11 protein-coding genes are annotated in these 19606 nt (G+C 62.0%); 7 read left to right on the top strand and 4 right to left on the bottom strand.

The window, feature by feature from the left end; translation table 11 throughout:
• Positions 1 to 71: 71 nt before the first annotated feature.
• The 4 genes from HV765_RS04830 to HV765_RS04845 form a co-directional block, all read right to left on the bottom strand.
• Complete coding sequence (locus HV765_RS04830) at positions 72 to 1244, bottom strand: serine hydrolase domain-containing protein (protein WP_175168984.1); 1173 nt, start codon at positions 1242 to 1244, stop codon at positions 72 to 74.
• Positions 1245 to 1394: 150 nt separating this feature from the next.
• Entirely contained in the window at positions 1395 to 2702 is a 1308-nt protein-coding gene (locus HV765_RS04835) for an ATP-binding protein (RefSeq protein ID WP_175168985.1), read from the bottom strand.
• The gene (locus HV765_RS04840) at positions 2695 to 3396 is read right to left on the bottom strand and encodes a response regulator (protein ID WP_054421957.1); all 702 of its coding nucleotides are present in this window, start codon (positions 3394 to 3396) and stop codon (positions 2695 to 2697) included. Before HV765_RS04840 ends, HV765_RS04835 begins: the two co-directional genes overlap by 8 nt.
• 114 nt (positions 3397 to 3510) lie before the next feature.
• Entirely contained in the window at positions 3511 to 4638 is a 1128-nt protein-coding gene (locus tag HV765_RS04845) for a branched-chain amino acid ABC transporter substrate-binding protein (protein ID WP_054421956.1), read from the bottom strand.
• Between the two features lie 270 nt (positions 4639 to 4908).
• Between HV765_RS04845 and HV765_RS04850 the strand changes: the two genes are divergently transcribed.
• The 7 genes from HV765_RS04850 to HV765_RS04875 all read left to right on the top strand — a co-directional run bounded on the left by HV765_RS04850 (position 4909) and on the right by HV765_RS04875 (position 19570).
• Entirely contained in the window at positions 4909 to 5505 is a 597-nt protein-coding gene (locus HV765_RS04850; RefSeq protein WP_175168986.1) for an RBBP9/YdeN family alpha/beta hydrolase, read from the top strand.
• Between the two features lie 454 nt (positions 5506 to 5959).
• Positions 5960 to 6091, top strand: a complete 132-nt coding sequence (locus HV765_RS32045; RefSeq protein ID WP_276529713.1) for a hypothetical protein — start codon at positions 5960 to 5962, stop codon at positions 6089 to 6091.
• Between the two features lie 147 nt (positions 6092 to 6238).
• On the top strand, positions 6239 to 13855 hold the full coding sequence (locus HV765_RS04855; RefSeq protein WP_175168987.1) for a type I polyketide synthase: 7617 nt from the start codon (positions 6239 to 6241) through the stop codon (positions 13853 to 13855).
• Between the two features lie 20 nt (positions 13856 to 13875).
• Complete coding sequence (locus HV765_RS04860) at positions 13876 to 15210, top strand: aminotransferase class I/II-fold pyridoxal phosphate-dependent enzyme (protein WP_175168988.1); 1335 nt, start codon at positions 13876 to 13878, stop codon at positions 15208 to 15210.
• A gap of 12 nt (positions 15211 to 15222) precedes the next feature.
• On the top strand, positions 15223 to 17289 hold the full coding sequence (locus HV765_RS04865) for a capsular polysaccharide biosynthesis protein (protein WP_175168989.1): 2067 nt from the start codon (positions 15223 to 15225) through the stop codon (positions 17287 to 17289).
• Positions 17238 to 18584 (top strand): capsule biosynthesis protein, encoded by a 1347-nt coding sequence (locus HV765_RS04870; RefSeq protein WP_254600448.1) that lies wholly within the window; start codon positions 17238 to 17240, stop codon positions 18582 to 18584. Before HV765_RS04865 ends, HV765_RS04870 begins: the two co-directional genes overlap by 52 nt.
• Positions 18584 to 19570 (top strand): CgeB family protein, encoded by a 987-nt coding sequence (locus tag HV765_RS04875; RefSeq protein WP_175168990.1) that lies wholly within the window; start codon positions 18584 to 18586, stop codon positions 19568 to 19570. Before HV765_RS04870 ends, HV765_RS04875 begins: the two co-directional genes overlap by 1 nt.
• Positions 19571 to 19606 lie beyond the last annotated feature (36 nt).

The raw sequence follows: 19606 nt of genomic DNA on the forward strand, positions 1-19606 counted from the left end.
GAATAGCGAAGGTGAAAAGCACGGTTGAAAAGCCCGCGCCGGCGCACCACGCATCTGCGCGGGCAAAATTTCTAGGGGGTGTCGGAACCTTGTTTGGCCTGGCGCATCATGCGCATGGCCATCGTCGACACCGCTGCCACCAGCGGCTCGCCGGAATCGGAGTTGCTCATGACCAGCACGGCAAGCTTGTCCTGCGGGGCCAGCACCCATCGGGAATGGAACGCTTCGGTGGCCCCGCTGTGTTCACGCACGGTCATCGCGCTGACAACGTTGTCGCCACAGGGCGCGGCCAGCCACGACAAGGCGAAGCGGCAGCCCAGATCCAGGCTGCTGCCCGCCACCGTTTCCAGGCCAAGCAGCGTCTGCGCGGATTCCTCTTTCAGCACGCGCTTGCCCTCGGGTTCTCCGCCTGCGTTACCGACGCTTTTGCCGCCCTCTTTGCGGCCGTATTTGCCATCGCCTTGGCCGCCGTACATGCCATCTGCAAACAGCATGCTGGTAAAGCGCGCCATCTCGGACGCGCTTACCCATAGCCCGTCTGCCGCCTCATTGGGCTGCGGGGCCTCCGTCCATGGCTGGCCGCGCCGGTAGCCCGCGGCGCGCTGCTCCAACATGCGCTCGTGCGGCTGAAACCCCGCACGCGGCATATTCAACGGTTGGAAAATCGTGCGGCGCACATAGCCATCGAAGGGTTCCTCGGCCACATGCGCCACCATGTCGCCTAACAGGGCATACGCCATGTCGGCGCGGGCGCGGCCCATCGTGTCCTCCAGCGTGTCCGGATGCAGGCTCAGCAGATTGCGGGCGGTGTAAGGCTCGGCGCCCATCCACTGCATGGCGTTGCGGCGCGGCGCCACATGCCAGTCCGGCAAGGCATCACTGGCCGGCGCATCCAGCCGCAGCCGCTTATCGTCGGCGGCGCGAAGCACGCCCGCGGCGGTAACGATCTTGCTGATGGCGCCCACGCGATACAGCGTGTCGCTGGTGGCGCTGCGATGCCGCAGCGTGTCCGCGTACCCAAACCCCGTGCTCCACACAACGCGCTGATCGTCCACGATGGCGATCGACACGCCCGGCACCTTGGACACACCCATGTCGTAGGGAATGCGCTGCGACAAGTAGTCCACCACCGCCGCGTAATCCCCCTTGGCGATGGTGGCCGGCGCGGCGGGCGGCACGCTCTGGCAACCGCCTGCGGCAAGCAGCAACGATCCAATGGCAACCAGGCGGCTTAGGGAGAACATGGCTAGCGGCAAAACCTGTGTAAGGTGAATGCCGTGATGCTATCCACGCGCTCGCGCGCGATCTTTCCCGCTTTGTATGGAGTTTGTGAAGATTCGGCGCGTCGTTTGTGAAGTTTCTTTACGCCTGCGCCGTCGCCCGTTGCCGCGCGCTCAGGCGGCTTTCCAGCTGATCACAAAACGGGCGCCACCCAACGGGCTATCGGACGCTTGCGCCGAACCGTTATGCCACCGCGCCACACGGCTGACGATGGCCAGACCCAGGCCGGTGCCGCCGGTGCCTCGGTCGCGGCTTTCATCCAGGCGGATGAAAGGTTCGAAGATACGCTCGCGATCGGCGGGCGGCACGCCCGGGCCATCGTCGTCCACCGTCAGCACGTATTCCTGCGGCGCCGGGCTGGTCAGCGCAACCTGAACCCGTCCGCCGGCATGCCGAATCGCGTTCTGCAGCAAGTTGAGCAAGGCGCGCGTCATGTAGCGCTGATGCAACCGCACCTCGGCCGTATCGCATTGCGCGACCACGCAACGCACGCCCGACAATCCGGCTTCAAAGGCCGCGTGCTGCACCACCGAATCAAGCCAGCCGCGCGCGTCCTGCGCCTGTAGCGGCACATCGTCGCTCTTGTGCTCCAGGCGCGCATACATCAGCAATTCCGACGCCATGCCGTCCAGCTCGGCGACATCGCTCTTCATTTCTTCGACCAGGCGCTTGCGGGCTGCCGGGTCGGCCTCACGGTCAATCATGTCCAGCTCGAACGACAGCCGGGCAATGGGCGTGCGCAGCTCGTGCGATACCGCATTGGTCAGCTCGCGCTGGTTGCTGATCAGCGTGCTGATGCGGTCGGACATCTGATTGAAGGTGTCGCCCAGCGCCCGGATGCTGGAATAGCGCGACAGCCGGGCCCGCGCCTGCAAGTCGCCCTGCCCCATGCGCTGCGCAGCGGTCTTCAGCGCTTCCAGATCGCGCCAGATCGGCAACGCCCAGACCAGCATGAACGCACACAACAGCAGGCCCAACGCGGAGTAGATGATGACAATCACCCACGTGCCGACCGGCGGCTCGGGTGGCATCTTGACCAGCAGCCATTGCGCGCCCGGACCGGGAATGGCGGCAATGAAGCTCATCATCTTGTCGCGCAGGAAGAACCCGCCCGCCTCGATGGTGCGCCGCTCGTCATCGGTCAGCGCGAAATCCGCCGCGTTGTAGTCGGCGGGGTCCAGCACCTGCAAGATCAGCCCGTAATGCGGCGCCAAGGTGTCGCGGACATAGTCGCGCCGCGCCTCGGGCGCAACGCTGGCCAATTCCTGCTTCAAACTGTGCAACTGGCCCCGCACGGCTTCGCGCGTGTAGTCCACATTGACCGGTTCGAAGAAATAATTCGCCGTCCGGTCCACCACTTCGTTTGACAGCACAAACCCAATCGCCAGCACCACGAAGAGCCGCAGGACGAACTTAAGCATCACTGCCCTCGTGCGCCTTGGGCGAGAACAGATAGCCCTTGCCCCACACGGTCTTGATGCGCGCCGGGTCGCGCGGATCATCATCCAGTTTGCGGCGCAGCTTGCTGACGCAAACATCCACGCTGCGGTCCAGCCCGTTAAATTCGATGCCGCGCACCGCGTTGAGCAGATCGTCGCGCGTCAACACCTGCCCGGCCTGGCTCGCCAACGCCCAGAGCATTTCGAATTCCATGGTCGTCAGATCGACCTCGACGCCCGCGTGCACCACGGCGCGCGTGCGGCGGTCGATCGAAAGCGGCCCAAACTCCAGATGCTCCGGCGGCTCGTCCAACTGGTTGTGGCGGCGCATCAGCGCACGGATGCGCGCAAGCAGTACGCGCGGCTCAACCGGCTTGATGACGTAATCGTCCGCGCCGGATTCCAGGCCCAGAATCTGGTCCAGATCGTCTTCGCGGGCGGTCAGCATCAGGATGGGCGCCGACGAAAATGCGCGCAGGTCGCGGCAGACTTGCAGCCCATCCCGCCCGGGCAGCATCAGGTCCAGGATGGTGATGGCCGGCTCGTGCCGGCGGAATGCCTCCACGGCATGATCACCGCGATAGGCCTGAGCGACATTGAAACCGTGCTGCTCCAAAAACTGCGCAATCAGGCGCGAGAGTTTTGGATCGTCTTCGACTAACAGGGCCTTGGTCATGGGGTCCGGACAAAAGAAGGTCAAAAAAACCGGACCGGAAGACTAAGGCTTCCGGCCCGGTTGTCATGCGCTGGCTAGCGCATCCGATGCCGCGGGCGCTAAGCCCGCATGGCATCACTTGTAGACGGTCTTGGAACCATCCTTGTGCCAGGTGAACACGTCGAACTCGAAGTTGTTCAGGTCACCCTGCTTGTTCCACGACACCTTGCCGATCGGCGTATCGAACGAGTTGGCGTGCAGGTACTTGGCGACCTTGGTCGGGTCGTCGGAGCCCGCGCCCTTGATGCCGTCCGCAATGACTTGGGTGGCCGTGTAGGCCGTCATCTGGAAGGCGCCGCCGGCGTTGCGCTTCTTGGCTTCGAAGGACTTGACGATGTCCGCGTTGGCGGCGTTCTGCGTGAAGTCGGCCGGAAGCGTCAGCAGCATGCCTTCGACGGAATCGCCAGCAATGGCGTTGATGTCGGGGTTGCCCGCGCCTTCCGGACCCATCCACTTGGCCTTCACGCCTTGTTCGGCGGCCTGGCGCAGCAGCAGACCCATTTCGGGGTGGTAGCCGCCGTAGTAGACGAAGTCCACGCCCTGGCTCTTCAACTTGGTGATGACGGCCGAGTAGTCGCTGTCGCCGGCATTGATGCCTTCAAAGATGGCGACGGGCACGCCGCCCTTTTCCAGATCGTTCTTCACCGCCGTGGCAATGCCTTGGCCGTACGACTGCTTGTCGTGCAGCACGGCGGCCTTCTTCGGCTTGATCTTTTCCAGCACGAACTTCGCAGCCGCCGGGCCTTGCTGGTCGTCGCGGCCGATCGTGCGGAAGATGAACTCGTAGTTCTTGCCGTCCGTCACGGCAGGCGCCGTGGCCGAAGGCGTAACCATGACGACGCCTTCGTTGTTGTAGATGTCGGCAGCGGCGATGGTGGCGCCCGAGCACACGTGGCCCACAACGAAACCGATCTTGCTGTTCACGACACGGTTGGCGGCAACCGGGCCTTGCTTGGGTTCGCAGCCGTCGTCGATGACCACGGCTTCCAGCTTCTTGCCGTTGACGCCGCCCGCGGCGTTGATGCGTTCGATTGCGGTGTCGACGCCCTCACGGACCATGTCGCCATACTGCGTGACGGCGCCGGTGGTCGGGCCAACCACGCCGATCTTGATGGTTTGCGCGTGCGCTCCCGCGGCAAACGTCAGGCCAGCGGCGACTCCCAGCGCCGCGATGACCGGGGTCAGACGAAATACTGGCTTCATGAGTGGACTCCCTTAATCGCTTGTAATCGTTGGTTTTTTAACCGGGCGGACGCCGGATATCGATATGGTCACGCCCCGTTACGGTGCATTTGCACGGCAAGCATACACCGAAAAAACGCCCTATTTAGAGCCGATCCGGCACGGCTTCGGGTGCATTGCCGGCGGCTGAGTGCCGCATCGCGGTGCGGCGTCGGCTTATACCCGTCACCGTATATGCAAAAGACGATTTATTCGTTTGAGTTACTAACGTGGCGCGGCATGATGGCCGCCATGAGACTCCAACCGATCATCGTCCCGGGCTGGAAAAACTCCGGACCCGACCACTGGCAATCGCGCTGGGCTGCCCTGCTGCCCCACGCCGTGCGCATCGAGCAACGCGACTGGGAAAACCCGTCGTCGGCGGAATGGATTTCCACGCTGGCGGCAGAAGTTGACCACGCGCGCAGCCCGGTGCTGCTGATCGCCCACAGCCTGGGCTGCCTGATCAGCGCCGCCTTGCCTGTTCCTTTACGCGCCAAAGTGGCCGGTGCGCTGCTGGTCGCGCCCGCCGATGTCGAACGCCCCGATGCGCCCGACTGCCTGCGCGGCTTCGCCCCCATCGCCCGCCAGCCCCTGCCCTTTCAAAGCGTCGTCGTCGCCAGCGACAACGACCCGTACTGCCGGCTGGAGCGCGCCCGCAGTTTCGCGCAAGACTGGGGCAGCCGCGTCGTCATCCTGCCGGGCGCCGGGCATATCAATGCGGAGAGCGGGCTGGACGATTGGCCGCAAGGTCTGAAGATATTTGGCGCCTTGCGCCGCCGAGCTTCCTGGCGGATTCCAACGCCTGCCAAACGCATTTCTCCGGTGCCGGTCTGCGGGTTGTCTTGAAACAAATGCGTTTTGTTGCATCTTCGCGCGCGCCATCTGGCGCGCGTCGTCTTTTCTGTACCGACAACTTCGTACAATTGCGATCTTTTGCCCGCTGTTAGCACGATGATTTCGCGAATATTGCAATTTTTGCGGCGGATTACGAAATTGGCGTCAGCTTTGGCTACGCCTGAATCGTTTTGATTAATCTTGCCTGAAATAAGTTACAAATGATTGATATCCTACCCGCCCAGAAGCGTAGAGACAGCAAAATGACAGCTGAGCCTCAAATGTTTCCTGTGGGGGGCTCGGGGTTACATACCTAGGCCAAGGGCAGTCGTATCTTTGGCATACAGTAAAATCATTCCGTTTAAATCAATTTGTTTCCGCGGCTCATCCGCAATCATGCCCCGCCCTTGCCCAAGCGAGCGGAAGAGAAGGCATGTGCCGAGCGGCGAAGCACAAGAACTAAGTAATGACCATAACGAGCATTCAGATGGCGCGCCGGCAGCAGCGCCAAAGCAGTGTCCAAAGCAAGGGGGCCATCCTCGTGATGGCGGCGGAACGGAGAACCAGCAGCTCGGGCCACACCGACGGCCACGCCTGACGTCCGCATCCGGATCAACACTTGATCTGGTGCGGCAGGCGATCGGCCTCTTCGGCACCCAGGCCCTTACCGGCCCTCTTTCCCCCTGCGGCGTGACCGCAAATTCAAATTCCCTGTCGGCTTCCCGTTGGGGTAGAAGGACACTGCATGGCTAAGCGCGTTGCCGTCATCGGACTCTCGTTCCGATTCCCCAGCACCACCACGGACAGCTACTGGCCGGCCCTGCTCAATGGCCGCAATCTGGTCACCCGCGTGGCGGAAGACCGGTGGTCGGCAGACGCCTATCTGCACCCGGGCAAAGAGCATCCTGGCACGGCATATACGTTTGCCGCCGGCTCCATTGGCGACGTCTCTGGCTTCGATGCCGGCTTTTTTGGTATTTCCCCGCGCGAAGCCGCCCTCATGGACCCGCAGCAGCGCCTGCTGCTGGAAATGAGCTGGGAAGCCATCGAACAGGCAGGCGTGCGACCGTCGACGCTGCGCGGCACCAATTGCGGCGTCTATATAGGTATCGCCAGTTCCGATTACGCCTACCGCCTGGCTGAAGATCTGAACGCTGTCGACGCCTCTATGGCAACCGGCAACACCGCCAGCATCGCCGCCAATCGCCTGTCGTACTTCTTCGATCTGCGCGGCCCAAGCATCGCCATGGACACCGCCTGCTCGTCATCGCTGGTGGCCTTCCACCAAGCCTGCCGCGCCATCGTCTCCGGCGAATGCAGCCAGGCCCTTGCTGGCGGCGTGAGTCTGCACCTGCACCCTTACGGCTTTATTACATTCTCCAAGGCATCGATGCTGTCGCCCCGCGGGCGCTGCAACGTGTTCGACGCGGCGGGCGACGGCTATGTCCGCTCGGAAGGCGGCGGCGTATTCCTGCTGAAGGACTACGATCAGGCCGTCGCGGATGGCGACAACATCCTGGCCGTCGTTGCCGGCTCCGCCGTCAACACCGATGGCCGCAAGTCGGGTCTGACCGTCCCCAGCGCCGATGCACAAGCCACGCTGATGCGCCAGGCCTACGAACAAGCAGGCATCTCGCCTGCTGACATCGACTACCTGGAAGCCCACGGCACCGGCACCGCCGTTGGCGACCCGATCGAAACCCGCGCCATCGGCGCGGCCCTTGCGCAGCAACGCAGCAAAGACGCGCCGCTGCCTATCGGGTCGGTCAAAAGCAACCTGGGCCACCTGGAAGCCGCTTCGGGCGTGGCCGGTCTGGTCAAGGCGATGTATGTGCTGCGCCACCGCGTCGTGCCCGCCACCATCGGCATCAAGACGCTGAACCCGAAGATCGAATTTCAAAACTGGAATCTGGACGTCGTCACGCAGAACCGCAAGCTGCGCCAAACGGGCAAGCTCGTGGTGGGCGTCAACTCATTTGGTTTCGGCGGCGCCAACGCCCACGTCATCCTGGAAAGCGCGCCCCCGCGCAGCCCCGCCTCCGAAGGCAAGATGGCCAAGACCGCGCCGATTCCCGTCATCGTTACGGGTAAGTCGTCGCAGGCGCTGAAGGCTGCGGCGCGGCAAATGGCTGACGTGTTGCGTGGCCAGCCCGCACGGTTCCTTTACAACGCCGCCTACCATGCCGCCATGCGGCGCGACTGGCATGATGAACGGGCCGTCGTCTTCGGCACCCAATGCAACACCGTCGCCGACCTGCTAGAACAATTCGCCAGCGACGCCGACACGCATCACGGCGTCGTGGCCGGCACGGCGCTTAACCGCGCCCACGGCCCGGTGATGGTCTATTCCGGCAACGGTTCCCAATGGGCGAACATGGGCCGCCGCCTGCTGGCTGACCCCGTCTTCGCCACGGCGATCGACGAAGTCGACGCCCTGTTCTCGCAATACGCCGATTTCTCGTTGCATAAAGAATTGGCCGGCGAAAATGGCGACGACCGCTACGCCCGCACTGAAATTGCCCAACCCGCGCTGTTCGCGCTGCAAGTCGGCATCACGCGCATGCTGGCGCAACGGGGCGTCGTGCCTTCGGCCGTTATCGGCCACAGCGTTGGCGAAGTGGCCGCAGCCTGGGCCTGCGGCGCGCTTACGTTGCCCGACGCGGTCTGCGTCATTTTCCAGCGCAGCCGGCTGCAAGGCCAGACGAAGGGCCACGGCCGCATGACGGCGCTGGGTATCAGCGGCGAAGAGGCACAAGCGTTGATCGCCTTGCACAACTTGGGCGACCAGTTGTGCGTGGCGGGCTTCAACAGCAGCCGCGGGTCGACCGTAGCCGGTTCGCCAGACGCCCTGACCATCCTGGAAGCCGCGTTGGCCGAGCAAGCGCTGTTTTTCCGCCGCCTGGACCTGGACTACGCCTTCCACAGCCCCGCGATGAATCCCATCGAGGCCGGCATCCGTGACGCCCTGGCGCAAATCCAGCCCCGATCAGGCGATATCCCGTTCTACTCCACGGTCACCGGAGCCCCTCTCGACGGCGCTGAGCTCACCGCCGATTACTGGTGGCGCAACGTGCGCGAGCCGGTTCGCTTCGAACAGGCCGCCAATCAGCTGGTAGCCCAGGGCAATAACGTTTTTGTCGAGGTCGGCCCGCACCCGGTGCTGCGCTCTTACCTGAACGACACCTTCAAGACCGCTGACATCCAAGGCCGCGCACTCAGCACGTCCACGCGTGGTGGTGACGACCCCGAAAAGATCTGGAACGCAGCCGGCCAGGTCATCATCAGCGGCGCGCAAATTGATCTGCAATCGCTCTTCCCGTGGGAAGGGCCGGCGGTTGAACTGCCCTCGTATCCGTGGCAGCGCGAGCGCCATTGGCATCCCACCACGCCAGAATCACTTGGTCTGCTTTCACGCCGCCTGGTGCATCCCCTGCTGGGTTACCCCATGCAGCAGCACGATCACACCTGGGAAAACCAGCTGGATACGCAGTCGCACCCGGCGTTGGCAGACCACATTGTCGGCGACGCCGTCGTGTTCCCCGGCACGGGCTTTGCCGAAATCGCGCTGGCCGCGGCGCTGCAATGGCAAGCCGGCGATTGCGCCGAACTTGAAGAACTGGAAATCCACGCTCCGCTGCTGTTGAACGCGTCACCCAGCAAACTGACGCGCTTCCTGCTGGACGATTCCGATGGCCGCTTCCGCATCACCGCCAAGGACACCAATAGCTCGGAGCCCTGGGTGAAGCACGCCAGCGGCCGCCTGTTGCGTGAACCCGGCTTGGCGCGTTTGCACCAAGACCTGCTGACCCTGCCCACCCGCGCCCCCGACTTCACTGGCGACACGCACAATGCGCTGACCCGTGCCGTGGGCCTGGATTACGGCCCCGCCTTCCGCGCGGTGTCGCATGGCTGGCAAGAATCTGACACCAGCGTGTTGGCCGTGCTGCAAGCCCCCAGCAGCCTGGAAGGCGAACTCCGCGCCACTCACCTGCATCCCGCCCTGCTGGATTGCGCCTTCCAACTGATCATCCAGCTGCTGCGCAATGACCCGGCCATGGGCCAAGGCATTGCCTTCGTTCCATCGAAGATCGGCCGTCTGAGCCTGCGGGCCAATGCTGGCCAACCCGCCGCTGCCCGTGTCCGCCTGGAACGCCGTGCGCCGCATTCGTTGACCGCCAGCTTTGAACTCTTCAATGCAGCAGGCGAACAGATTGCGGCCGTTGAGCAAGCCCGCTTTCGCAGCATCCGCTTGCGCAAGCCCGCCGCCGATCACCTGAGTTTTCTGGACGCCGTCGCCACGCCGCGACCGCATGCGCCATTCGGCCCGAACCCGCTGGACCACGACGTCCTGCACACGGCACTGCGCGACGCGATCGCCGATTGCGCCCAGCACGGCGCCCACGCCCGCTACTCGGAAGAGGTAGACCCGCTGCTGGAAAGCCTGTGCGATGGCTTCTCGCTAGATGCCTTGCGCCAGATCGCGCCTGACGGCCTGCTGCTGCCGCAAGCCCTGATCACGGAGTTGTGCCGCCACGCGCCGGATTCCGCCTTGCTACTGCAACACACCATCGCCCGTCTGACGACCGCTGGCTACGCCGAGGCCTCTGCCGCAGGCATCCACCTGCCGCCCAAGGACGAAAGCGAAAGCGGCACGAGTGATATCTGGAACACGCTGCTGCGCGAGTATCCCGACTACGCCCAGATCGTTCACGCCGTTGGCCGCGTTGGCCTGCACTTGCCCGCCTTGCTGCGCGGTGAAGCCTCGCTGGATGACGTCTGCCCACGGGCCAGCACGCCCGCCTCGATCAGCCGCAGCGCGCTCGGCGCCGCCAGTGGCCAGCGCCTGGGTTCCGCTTTGAACGCGGCCCTGACGCAAGCACAAACCAATCGGCTGCCCGGCCAACGCCTGGCCGTGATCGAAGTCGGCCAAGCCGCGCCGCTGTTTGCCTCAAGCTGCTGCGACGCCCTGGACTTCAACGTCTCTGACTACTGTTACGCGTCGAACAACCGCGACGTGCTGGACCATGTCGTCCACCAGCAGTCGGAACGCTATCCAAACGCGCAGACCGAATTCATCGGCGAAGGCGGCGCCACCGCCACCGCGCGATGCGACCTTGCCCTTTTCCACTGCGAGTTCGATACGCTGGAAGCCGCCCGCGCCGCCCTGCGCCACGCACGCGCCAGCCTGCGGCCCGGTGGCGTCCTGTTGCTCTGCGGCGCCCATCCCGCTGCCTGGGGTGACTTCGTCTTCGGCGCCCGCCCCAGCTGGTGGCAAACCAGCGAAGACGGCGCACAGCTGTCCACACAACAGCCCGCCGAATTCTGGCAGGAAGAACTGCAAGCAATGGGCCTGGATTGCGACAGCCCGATGCCCTTCGCGGATTCTTTCGCCAGTGGCGCTTATCTGCTGACGTCGCGCTTGGGTGAACACGCGGATGCGGCGCCCCACACGGCCGCGGCCATCGAACCCGCCAACTGGCTGATCCTGGCGGATCGCAACCCTGAGCATGGCGCAGGTCTGGCGCAATCCCTGAACGACAAACTTGCCGCTCTTGGCCACCACGTGCGCATCGCCACTGCGGTTGATGCCGACGCGCTGGACGAACTGCTGCGCAACGGCGCCACCGGCCCAGTCAACCATGTCGTTCAACTGGACGGTCTGGCGTGGGCTGACGCTCACGAAACACCCGAAGAATTGCTGGCCAAGCAAACGCGACGCTGCGGCCTGGCCGCTGCCGTCATCCAGGCATGTGAACGCAGCCAGACCAGCGCAACGGTCTGGCTGATCACGGCCGACGCCGCCCAGTACTTGTGCGGCAAGGCCGTTGCCAGCGCCGGCATGCACGCGTTGAACGACGCGTCGCTGTGGGGCTACGGCCGCACATTGGCCAACGAGGCCTCCAACTTCCGCATCCGCTTGGTTGACCTGCCGCTGGCGCAAGCCGGCCTGCTGACCGACAGCGTGGTGCGTGAGCTGACGCATCTGGACAACGAAGACGAAATCATCCTCGGCGCAACCGGTGCGCGCTTCGCCCCGCGCTTGCAACAGGCTGCGCGCCCCGCGCAGGCATCCGACGCGTCCCGCGCGTCGCAGGCCATCCGCCTGGGCTTTGAATTCCCTGGCCAGTTGCGCAACCTGCGCTGGGAATCCTGCCCCGCGCCCGCGCCTGCCGACGACGAACTTGAAGTCCGCATCGAAGCCACCGGCCTGAACTTCCGAGACGTCATGTACGCCTTGGGCCTGCTGTCCGACGAGGCCATCGAAAACGGTTTCGCCGGCCCCACATTGGGCCTGGAATTCTCTGGCACGGTCATCCGCGTGGGCGCCGACGTGGACGGCTATGCCGTCGGCGACGCCGTCGTAGGCTTCGGCCCCGCCAGCTTCGGCGACCGCGTGCTGACCAAGCCCAGCGCCATTTCCCATATCCCCGACGGCTTCTCCTTCGAAGCGGCCGCCACCATTCCCAGCACCTTCTTCACGGTCTACTACGCCCTGCACCACCTGGCGCGCCTGGAAGAAGGCGAGAAGATTCTGATCCACGGTGCCGCGGGCGGCGTCGGCATCGCCGCCATCCAGTTCGCGCAGTGGCTGGGCGCAGACATCTACGCCACCGCCGGCTCCGACGAAAAGCGCGACCTGCTGTGCCTGTTGGGCGTGCGTCATATCTATGATTCGCGTTCCCTGTCGTACGCCGATGAAATCCTGGCTGACACGGATGGCCGCGGTGTCGACGTCGTGCTGAACTCGTTGGCCGGCGAAGCGATCAACCGCAACCTGCGGGTGCTCAAGCCATTCGGCCGCTTCCTGGAGCTGGGCAAGCGCGATTTCTACGAGAACACCCGCATCGGCCTGCGCCCGTTCCGCAACAACATCAGCTACTTCGGCATCGACGCCGATCAACTGATGAACGAACGTCCCGACCTGACGCAACGCCTGTTCGGCGAGATGATGGCGCTGTTCCGCAAGGGCGCACTGCATCCGCTGCCCTATTCCGTCTTCGACGCGAACGACATCGTCGACGCCTTCCGCTACATGCAGCAGGCCCGCCAGATTGGCAAGATCGTCATCACGTATCGCAACGGCATCAGCGGCGTCCATGCGCCAGCCATCCATGCGGCCTCAGGTTTAACGCTGCCCGCCGAAGCCACCTACTTGGTCACCGGCGGGCTGGGCGGCTTCGGGCTGCGCACCGCACAATGGCTTGCCGACAAGGGCGCTCGCAACCTGATCCTGATCAGCCGCAGCGGCCCCGCCAGCGAGGACGCGCAGTCCGCGCTGGCAGCCTTCGCCAGCCAAGGCGTGCAAGTCCACGCCGCAGCCTGCGACGTCACCAACCGCGACGCCCTCGCCCGCCTGCTTAACGAAACCTCCGCCACCCTGCCCCCGCTGAAAGGCGTGGTGCACGCGGCGGTCGTCATCGATGATGGCTTGGCGCGCAGCGCCACTCCCGCTCAAATTCAACGCACGCTCGCCGCCAAGGTGCTTGGCGCGCAGTATCTGCACGAGCTGACCCGCGACTTGCCGCTGGACTTGTTCGTGTTCTATTCGTCGGCCACGACGCTGTTCGGCAACCCCGGCCAAAGCAACTACGTCGCTGCCAACACCTGGCTGGAACGGCTGGCCGCCCAACGCCGTGCCGACGGTCTGGCCGCGACCTGCGTACGATGGGGCGCTATCGACGACGTCGGCTTCCTGGCTCGCAACCAGAAGATCAAGGACGCCCTGCAAGGCCGCATGGGTGGCGGCGCATTGGCATCCCAAGTCGCCTTGGATGCGCTGGAAGACATGCTCGTCACGGACGCCTCGGGCCTGGGCGTACTGGAACTGGACTGGCGCGCCCTCAGCCGCTTCCTGCCCACCGCCGGCTTGCCCAAGTTTTCGGACATTGCACGGCGCGCTGGTGAAAGCGGCGATGAAGACGGCGGCGCCGACGACATCGCCCAGATGATCGCCACCTTGGACGACGCTACGCTGCACGAGCGGTTTACCGACATGCTCAAAGCCGAGATCGGCGAGATTCTGCGCGTGTCGCCCGACAAGATTGAATCCACACGCTCTGTCTACGACATGGGCCTGGACTCGCTGATGGGCGTGGAACTGGTGGTTGCATTGGAGAACCGCTTCGGTATCCGGCTGCCGGTCATGGCGCTGAACGAAAGCCCCACGCCCGCAAAGCTGGCTGAGCGGTTGGTGTTGTTGCTGCGCGATGAGCATGACGACGCGACAAGCGATGCGGTGACCGCCAGCGTGCAACAGGTGGTCGCCAGCCACGCCGCCGAAGTCGGCTCCAGTTCCGTGTCCGAGTTCGTCGACGAAATCAAGATGAACGGCAGTCTCCCCATGCAACGCATGATCCAGTAGGCCAGAATTAATTGAGCACCATGAAAAAGTTGCCCGGCCTGGCGGCCGGCATCAAGGACAAACTCATCCAGCAAGCGCTGGAGCGCAAGCTGCGCCAGGCGTCTACGCCGGCCGGCCAGACGCCCGCGCGCCCCGCTGAAAAGAAGCCCGAGATTCCCGAAGAGCATTACCGCTTCCACCTGCATCCGGGCTACCAGCAACTGCGCATCATCAACGACGGCGCCAAGCGCCTGGGCGTGAAGAACCCGTTCTTCAAACTGCACGAAGGCACCGCCGGCGCCGACACGCACATCAGCGGCCGCGAATTCGTCAACTACGCCAGCTACAACTACCTGAACATGTCCGGCGACCCCGTCGTTGCCGCGGCCGCGAAGGCAGCCATCGACCAATACGGCACATCGGTATCCGCCAGCCGCCTGGTCTCAGGCGAACGCCCGATACACCGCGAACTGGAAAAGGAAATCGCCGCCTTGTACGGCGTCGACGACGCCATCACCTTCGTCAGCGGCCACGCCACGAACGTGTCGACCATCGGCTACCTGTTCGGCCCGCGCGACCTGGTGCTGCACGATGAATTAATCCACAACAGCGTCCTACAAGGCATCCAACTGTCAGGCGCGCGCCGCCTGCCCTTCCCGCACAACGATTGGGAAGCGCTGGATAGCATCCTGAACGAACAGCGCCACCAGTTTGAACGCGTGCTGATCGTGCTGGAAGGGATTTACAGCATGGACGGCGACTTTCCGGCGTTGCCCCGCTTCATTGAAATCAAGCAGCGCCATCGCGCGTTCCTGATGGTGGATGAGGCGCATTCGCTGGGCGTGATGGGTGCGCGTGGATATGGCATTCGTGAGCACTTTGGCGTGGATGGCAAGGACGTGGATATCTGGATGGGCACGCTGAGCAAGACGCTGGCGGGCTGCGGCGGATATATCGCGGGGGAGACGGCGCTGGTGGAGCATTTGAAGTTCCTGGCGCCGAGTTTTTTGTATAGCGTGGGGATGCCGCCCAGTGTTGCGGCGTCGGCGTTGGCGGCGTTGCGGCGGATGAAGGAATTGCCGGAAAGAGTGGCTGCGCTACAGGCGCGGGGGAAGTTCTTTTTGGAACAGGCTAAGGCGGCGGGGATTGATACCGGGACGAGCACCGGGTTGGCGGTGGTGCCGGCGATTATGGGGAGCTCGTTGAAGGCAACGCGGATTTCAGCGGCGCTATTTAAACAAGGGATTAATGTGCAGCCGATTCTGTATCCGGCAGTGCCGGAGAAGTCGGCTAGGTTGAGGTTTTTTATTTCTTGTATGCATACGGAAGAGCAGATTCGGAGAACGATTGAAATATTGGCCGGCGCGCTGCGCTGAGCCTTGGCAAACATGTCTTTCGGCACATTTTCACGCAAGCTCTCTTCCCTGCCCTATCTGGAAGAGTTTCTGGGCCATCGCGTTAAACATTTGCGTCTTGGCCAACTTCTCCGACTCCGCCAAACACCGGCCGTGTACGGCTGGGGATATCGGCCGTCGACGACGCTTCCCCGGGGCCTGTCCAAACGCCTAGGCATACCCTTCATCAACCTTGAGGATGGCTTCCTTCGCTCTTACGCACCGGGAAGAGCTTTTCCCACGGTCTCGTTGGTCGTCGACCATCAAGGTATCTACTATGCTGGCGATCGGCCATCCGACCTGGAATCGTTGCTTTCATCGGATGTCGACGTCCTGACGGGCGCAGGAAGCGATTACGCGCTGGCTCGGAAAAGAATCCTGGCCGAGGGCTTGAGCAAGTACAACCACGCCCCCCACATCGCGGCACTGCCCGAATGCGGGCAGATCCCACGTGTGCTTATCGTGGACCAGACCGTTGGTGACGCAAGCGTGACCCATGGTTTGGCCGGTGCTTCGACCTTCACCGAAATGGTCGCGGCGGCCCGCCGGGACAATCCCGATTCCACGCTTTACATCAAGACCCACCCCGAGGTCAGCAGTGGCAGCAAGCGCGGATACCTTTCTGATTTTCCTGTCGAAGACGGCATAGTCATGCTACGCGACCAGGTTTCCCCATCTAGCCTGCTGCAACAGGTCGACAAGGTGTACACCGTCACGTCCCATCTGGGTTTTGAGGCACTGCTTCGCGGACTTCCGGTCCATTGCTTCGGCTTGCCATGGTATGCCGGTTGGGGCAACACCCATGACGCCATCGCTTGCGTCAGGCGAACAAGGCAGCGCAGCATCGACGAGCTGTTCGCGGCGGCGTATCTGCACTATTCCCGCTACCTTGATCCAGAAACCGGCAAGGCCGGGACGATATTTAACGCGATTGACTGGCTTTGTCGCCAGCGCGATGCACGCTACAACCCACCGGGGCGCACTATTGCGATCGGCTACCGCCGCTGGAAGGCTGACAATGTGCGCCCGTTTCTCCGATCCGCAGGCGGAGAGCCGCATTTCGTGGCGCACGCCGCAGCCGCAATCGAACTCAAGCCTACGCCGAAAGACCGCCTAGTTGTGTGGGGAACCGACGTGCCCGCCTCGGTTGAGTCAGTGGCAAGCAGCACCGGCGCGAAACTGGTACGAATGGAAGACGGCTTTATTCGTTCCGTGGGACTGGGATCTGATTTCATCCCTCCTTGCGCCTTGGTGCTCGATCACCAGGGTCTGTATTTCGACCCGCGGCAACCTAGCGATCTGGAACATCTGCTCAACACCTGGACCTTCACGGAAGAAGACCTTACACGAGCGGCAAAAGTCCGAGACATGATCGTGTCGAACGGGCTGACAAAATACAATGTCGAGCCGAACGTCGCACCCAATTGGAAAAGTCCAGGTCGGCACACAATTCTGGTGCCCGGCCAAGTGGAAGACGATGCATCCGTGCGCTACGGCTGCCCGGATGTCCGCAGCAACATGCAATTGCTTCGCGCTACTCGCGCGCACGCCCCTGCTGCCTTCATCGTGTACAAGCCTCATCCCGATGTCATGGCCAATAATCGCATTGGCCATCTGCATCGCAAGGAGGCGCTGGAATTCGCCGACGCAATAGAGAGCCATGCGTCGATCGTCAGTTGCATCGACGCGTCGGATGAAGTTCACACCATGACCTCGCTTAGTGGGTTTGATGCACTGCTACGCGGCAAGTCCGTGACCACCTATGGAACGCCGTTCTATGCAGGTTGGGGTTTAACCACTGACCGCAGCCCGCCTCTGCGGCGGAGTCGGCGTCTTTCCCTAGATGAGTTGACGGCAGGAGCGCTCCTCCACTACCCGGTCTATTTCGACGCATCGCTCAACGGTTTTACGACTTGCGAGGCTACTCTGCGCGAACTTATCCTGACCCGCAGCCTACTTCTATCCAAGGGCATGTTGTCGCCGATTCGGCAAACACATTGGCAACGCCGATGGAAGAAGGTTTCGCTTTGGGCCAAGGCCGGCTTTCTGGTACCGCGATGACATCTGTGCAGCGTTTCCTCTTCCTGCAAGGCGTCTGCTCCCCCTTCTTCCGACGACTGGGGCACGCGCTTCGGGACGCCGGTCACTATGTGCGCAAAGTAAACTTTACCGTAGGCGATCGCATCTATTGGCGAGCCGGAAATACAGTTTCCTATCGCGGTCCGATGAGTCAATTATCGGATTTCTATCGCCAGGAATTCGACATTCACGGCATCAGTGACATCATTTTGTTCGGCGACTGCCGTCCGGTCCATCGGCCTGCCATTGAATTGGCGCAGCAGCGGGGTATTCGCGTGCACGTGTATGAAGAGGGCTACTTTCGCCCCTACTGGATCACGCTAGAACGGGACGGAGTCAATGCGAACTCGCGCTTGCCACGGGATCCCGACTGGTACCGGACCGAGGCGCGTCACCTTCCCCACTTCGAGAACGGTCGATCATTCAAGACGCCTTTTTGGAAGCGCGCCGCGTATGACGTCGGCTACAACTTTTGGGCGGGTTTAAACCCCGTTCTACATCGCGGCGTGAAGAGCCACGTACCTTATTCGCCATTAACGGAATACCTCGGGTATCTCCGTCGCGGCATGAGAGTCAAAGTCTTGGAACGGCAATCCCGACGCATTGAAGCGAAATTGATCGCGGAAGCGGCCCAGCATCCGTATTTTCTCCTTCCCTTGCAATTGGATTCGGATGCGCAGATCGTGCATCACTCGCCATTCGAGAGCATGACCGATGCGATGTACCAAGTTCTGGATTCGTTTGCCAAGGCAACACCTAGCCGATATCGGTTGGCCGTGAAGATCCATCCTCTGGATCCAGGAATCGTCGACTACGAAACACTACTGAAACAGCGCACCCGCGAATTAGGCATTGCGGATCGGGTCTTCTTCCTGGAAAGCGGAAATCTGCCTGCGCTACTGACTCACACAACCGGCGTTGTCACCGTCAACAGCACCGTTGGCAGCTCCGCGCTAATCCACGGCAGGGCCACCATCGCGTTGGGCTGGGCCATCTATGCTTTAGCGGGCTTGACATTTCAGGGTGAACTGGACGAGTTCTGGACCGATCACACTTTGCCGGACACAAAGCTGTTTCATAATTTCCGGGATTCCGTGATCTTTCACACCCAGTTGAACGGGGGATTCTATTCCGCCCAATCCATAGAGATGGCGGTAGAAAACAGTCTGAAGCGCCTTATCGTTGATGCCGATCCTGCTACGATGCACGATCTGTCACCTAGCGAGATCATGATCTCGATGCGTGCCACTGCGGCGGCCAGCTCAAAACCTAACTAATGAAAATTGCTTACATCGCCGATGAATTAACGGCTTCGTGTCTCCAAGAGCGCTGGCATGCGATTGCCGTCACACCATTGAACTATCGATGGGTCCTACGCTTTCAAAAACCGGATTTCCTATTTGTAGAATCGGCTTGGCAGGGCAACGATAAACGCTGGAAGTACAGGATAGCTGACTATCCTGATTATCCTAAGCGGAACAACGCACTTCTTCGTACAGTGGTGGAGTATGCCAAAGACCGAGGAATACCCACGGTTTTCTGGAACAAAGAAGACGGCGCTCATTATGACCGATTCATCGCAAGCGCAAAACTATTCGAATACATATTCACGGTCGACCAGAATTGCGTACCCCGCTATATCGAAGCGACGAGTGGATTGGCAACCGTGAATACGCTTCCTTTTTCGGTAGAAAGCAACTTTCATCATTTCACTGGCTTCAATTTCAAGAACCGGAGTGCAAACTTCGTCGGAAGCTATAGCAAGCACATCCACGAACGCCGCCGGGGTTGGCAAGAAATGATGTTCCAGGCATGTGCAGACACGGGCATGCCACTGCATGTCTACGACCGCAATTCGGCGAGAAAATCCGAAAATTACCGATACCCAGCGTTGCCAGGGCTGACTGTCAAGCCTGCAGTCCCCTATCGCTACACAGGAAAAATATATCGAGACCACGTCGTCTCACTGAACGTCAATACCGTCGAAGACTCCCCTACCATGTACTCCCGTAGGCTGGTCGAAATTATCGCCTGCGGAGGCATCGCCGTAACCAATCCTACGCCATCGGTTGAAAGGTACTTCTCCGATTATTGCCACATCGTAGAGAACGAGTACGAATGTCGCGACGTGATTAAGCGCCTACTTGCATACGGCCCGTCTAAACAGGATCTGGCACGAGCTGAAGCGGGCGCTGAATACATCAGCAAAGAGCATTCGTGGACGAGACGGATGGACTACATTCAAAGCACGCTTAATTTGTAACTGTCGCTATTCATCTCTTCATAATCAATGAAGGCA

The sequence above is a fragment of the Achromobacter kerstersii genome (genome assembly GCF_902859595.1).
Taxonomy (GTDB): domain Bacteria; phylum Pseudomonadota; class Gammaproteobacteria; order Burkholderiales; family Burkholderiaceae_B; genus Achromobacter; species Achromobacter kerstersii.

Coding starts and splice junctions, on each gene's coding strand:
- HV765_RS04830 (WP_175168984.1), bottom strand. CDS start 1,244: ATGTTCTCCCTAAGCCGCCTGGTTGCCATTGGATCGTTGCTGCTTGCC.
- HV765_RS04835 (WP_175168985.1), bottom strand. CDS start 2,702: ATGCTTAAGTTCGTCCTGCGGCTCTTCGTGGTGCTGGCGATTGGGTTT.
- HV765_RS04840 (WP_054421957.1), bottom strand. CDS start 3,396: ATGACCAAGGCCCTGTTAGTCGAAGACGATCCAAAACTCTCGCGCCTG.
- HV765_RS04845 (WP_054421956.1), bottom strand. CDS start 4,638: ATGAAGCCAGTATTTCGTCTGACCCCGGTCATCGCGGCGCTGGGAGTC.
- HV765_RS04850 (WP_175168986.1), top strand. CDS start 4,909: ATGAGACTCCAACCGATCATCGTCCCGGGCTGGAAAAACTCCGGACCC.
- HV765_RS32045 (WP_276529713.1), top strand. CDS start 5,960: ATGACCATAACGAGCATTCAGATGGCGCGCCGGCAGCAGCGCCAAAGC.
- HV765_RS04855 (WP_175168987.1), top strand. CDS start 6,239: ATGGCTAAGCGCGTTGCCGTCATCGGACTCTCGTTCCGATTCCCCAGC.
- HV765_RS04860 (WP_175168988.1), top strand. CDS start 13,876: ATGAAAAAGTTGCCCGGCCTGGCGGCCGGCATCAAGGACAAACTCATC.
- HV765_RS04865 (WP_175168989.1), top strand. CDS start 15,223: ATGTCTTTCGGCACATTTTCACGCAAGCTCTCTTCCCTGCCCTATCTG.
- HV765_RS04870 (WP_254600448.1), top strand. CDS start 17,238: ATGGAAGAAGGTTTCGCTTTGGGCCAAGGCCGGCTTTCTGGTACCGCG.
- HV765_RS04875 (WP_175168990.1), top strand. CDS start 18,584: ATGAAAATTGCTTACATCGCCGATGAATTAACGGCTTCGTGTCTCCAA.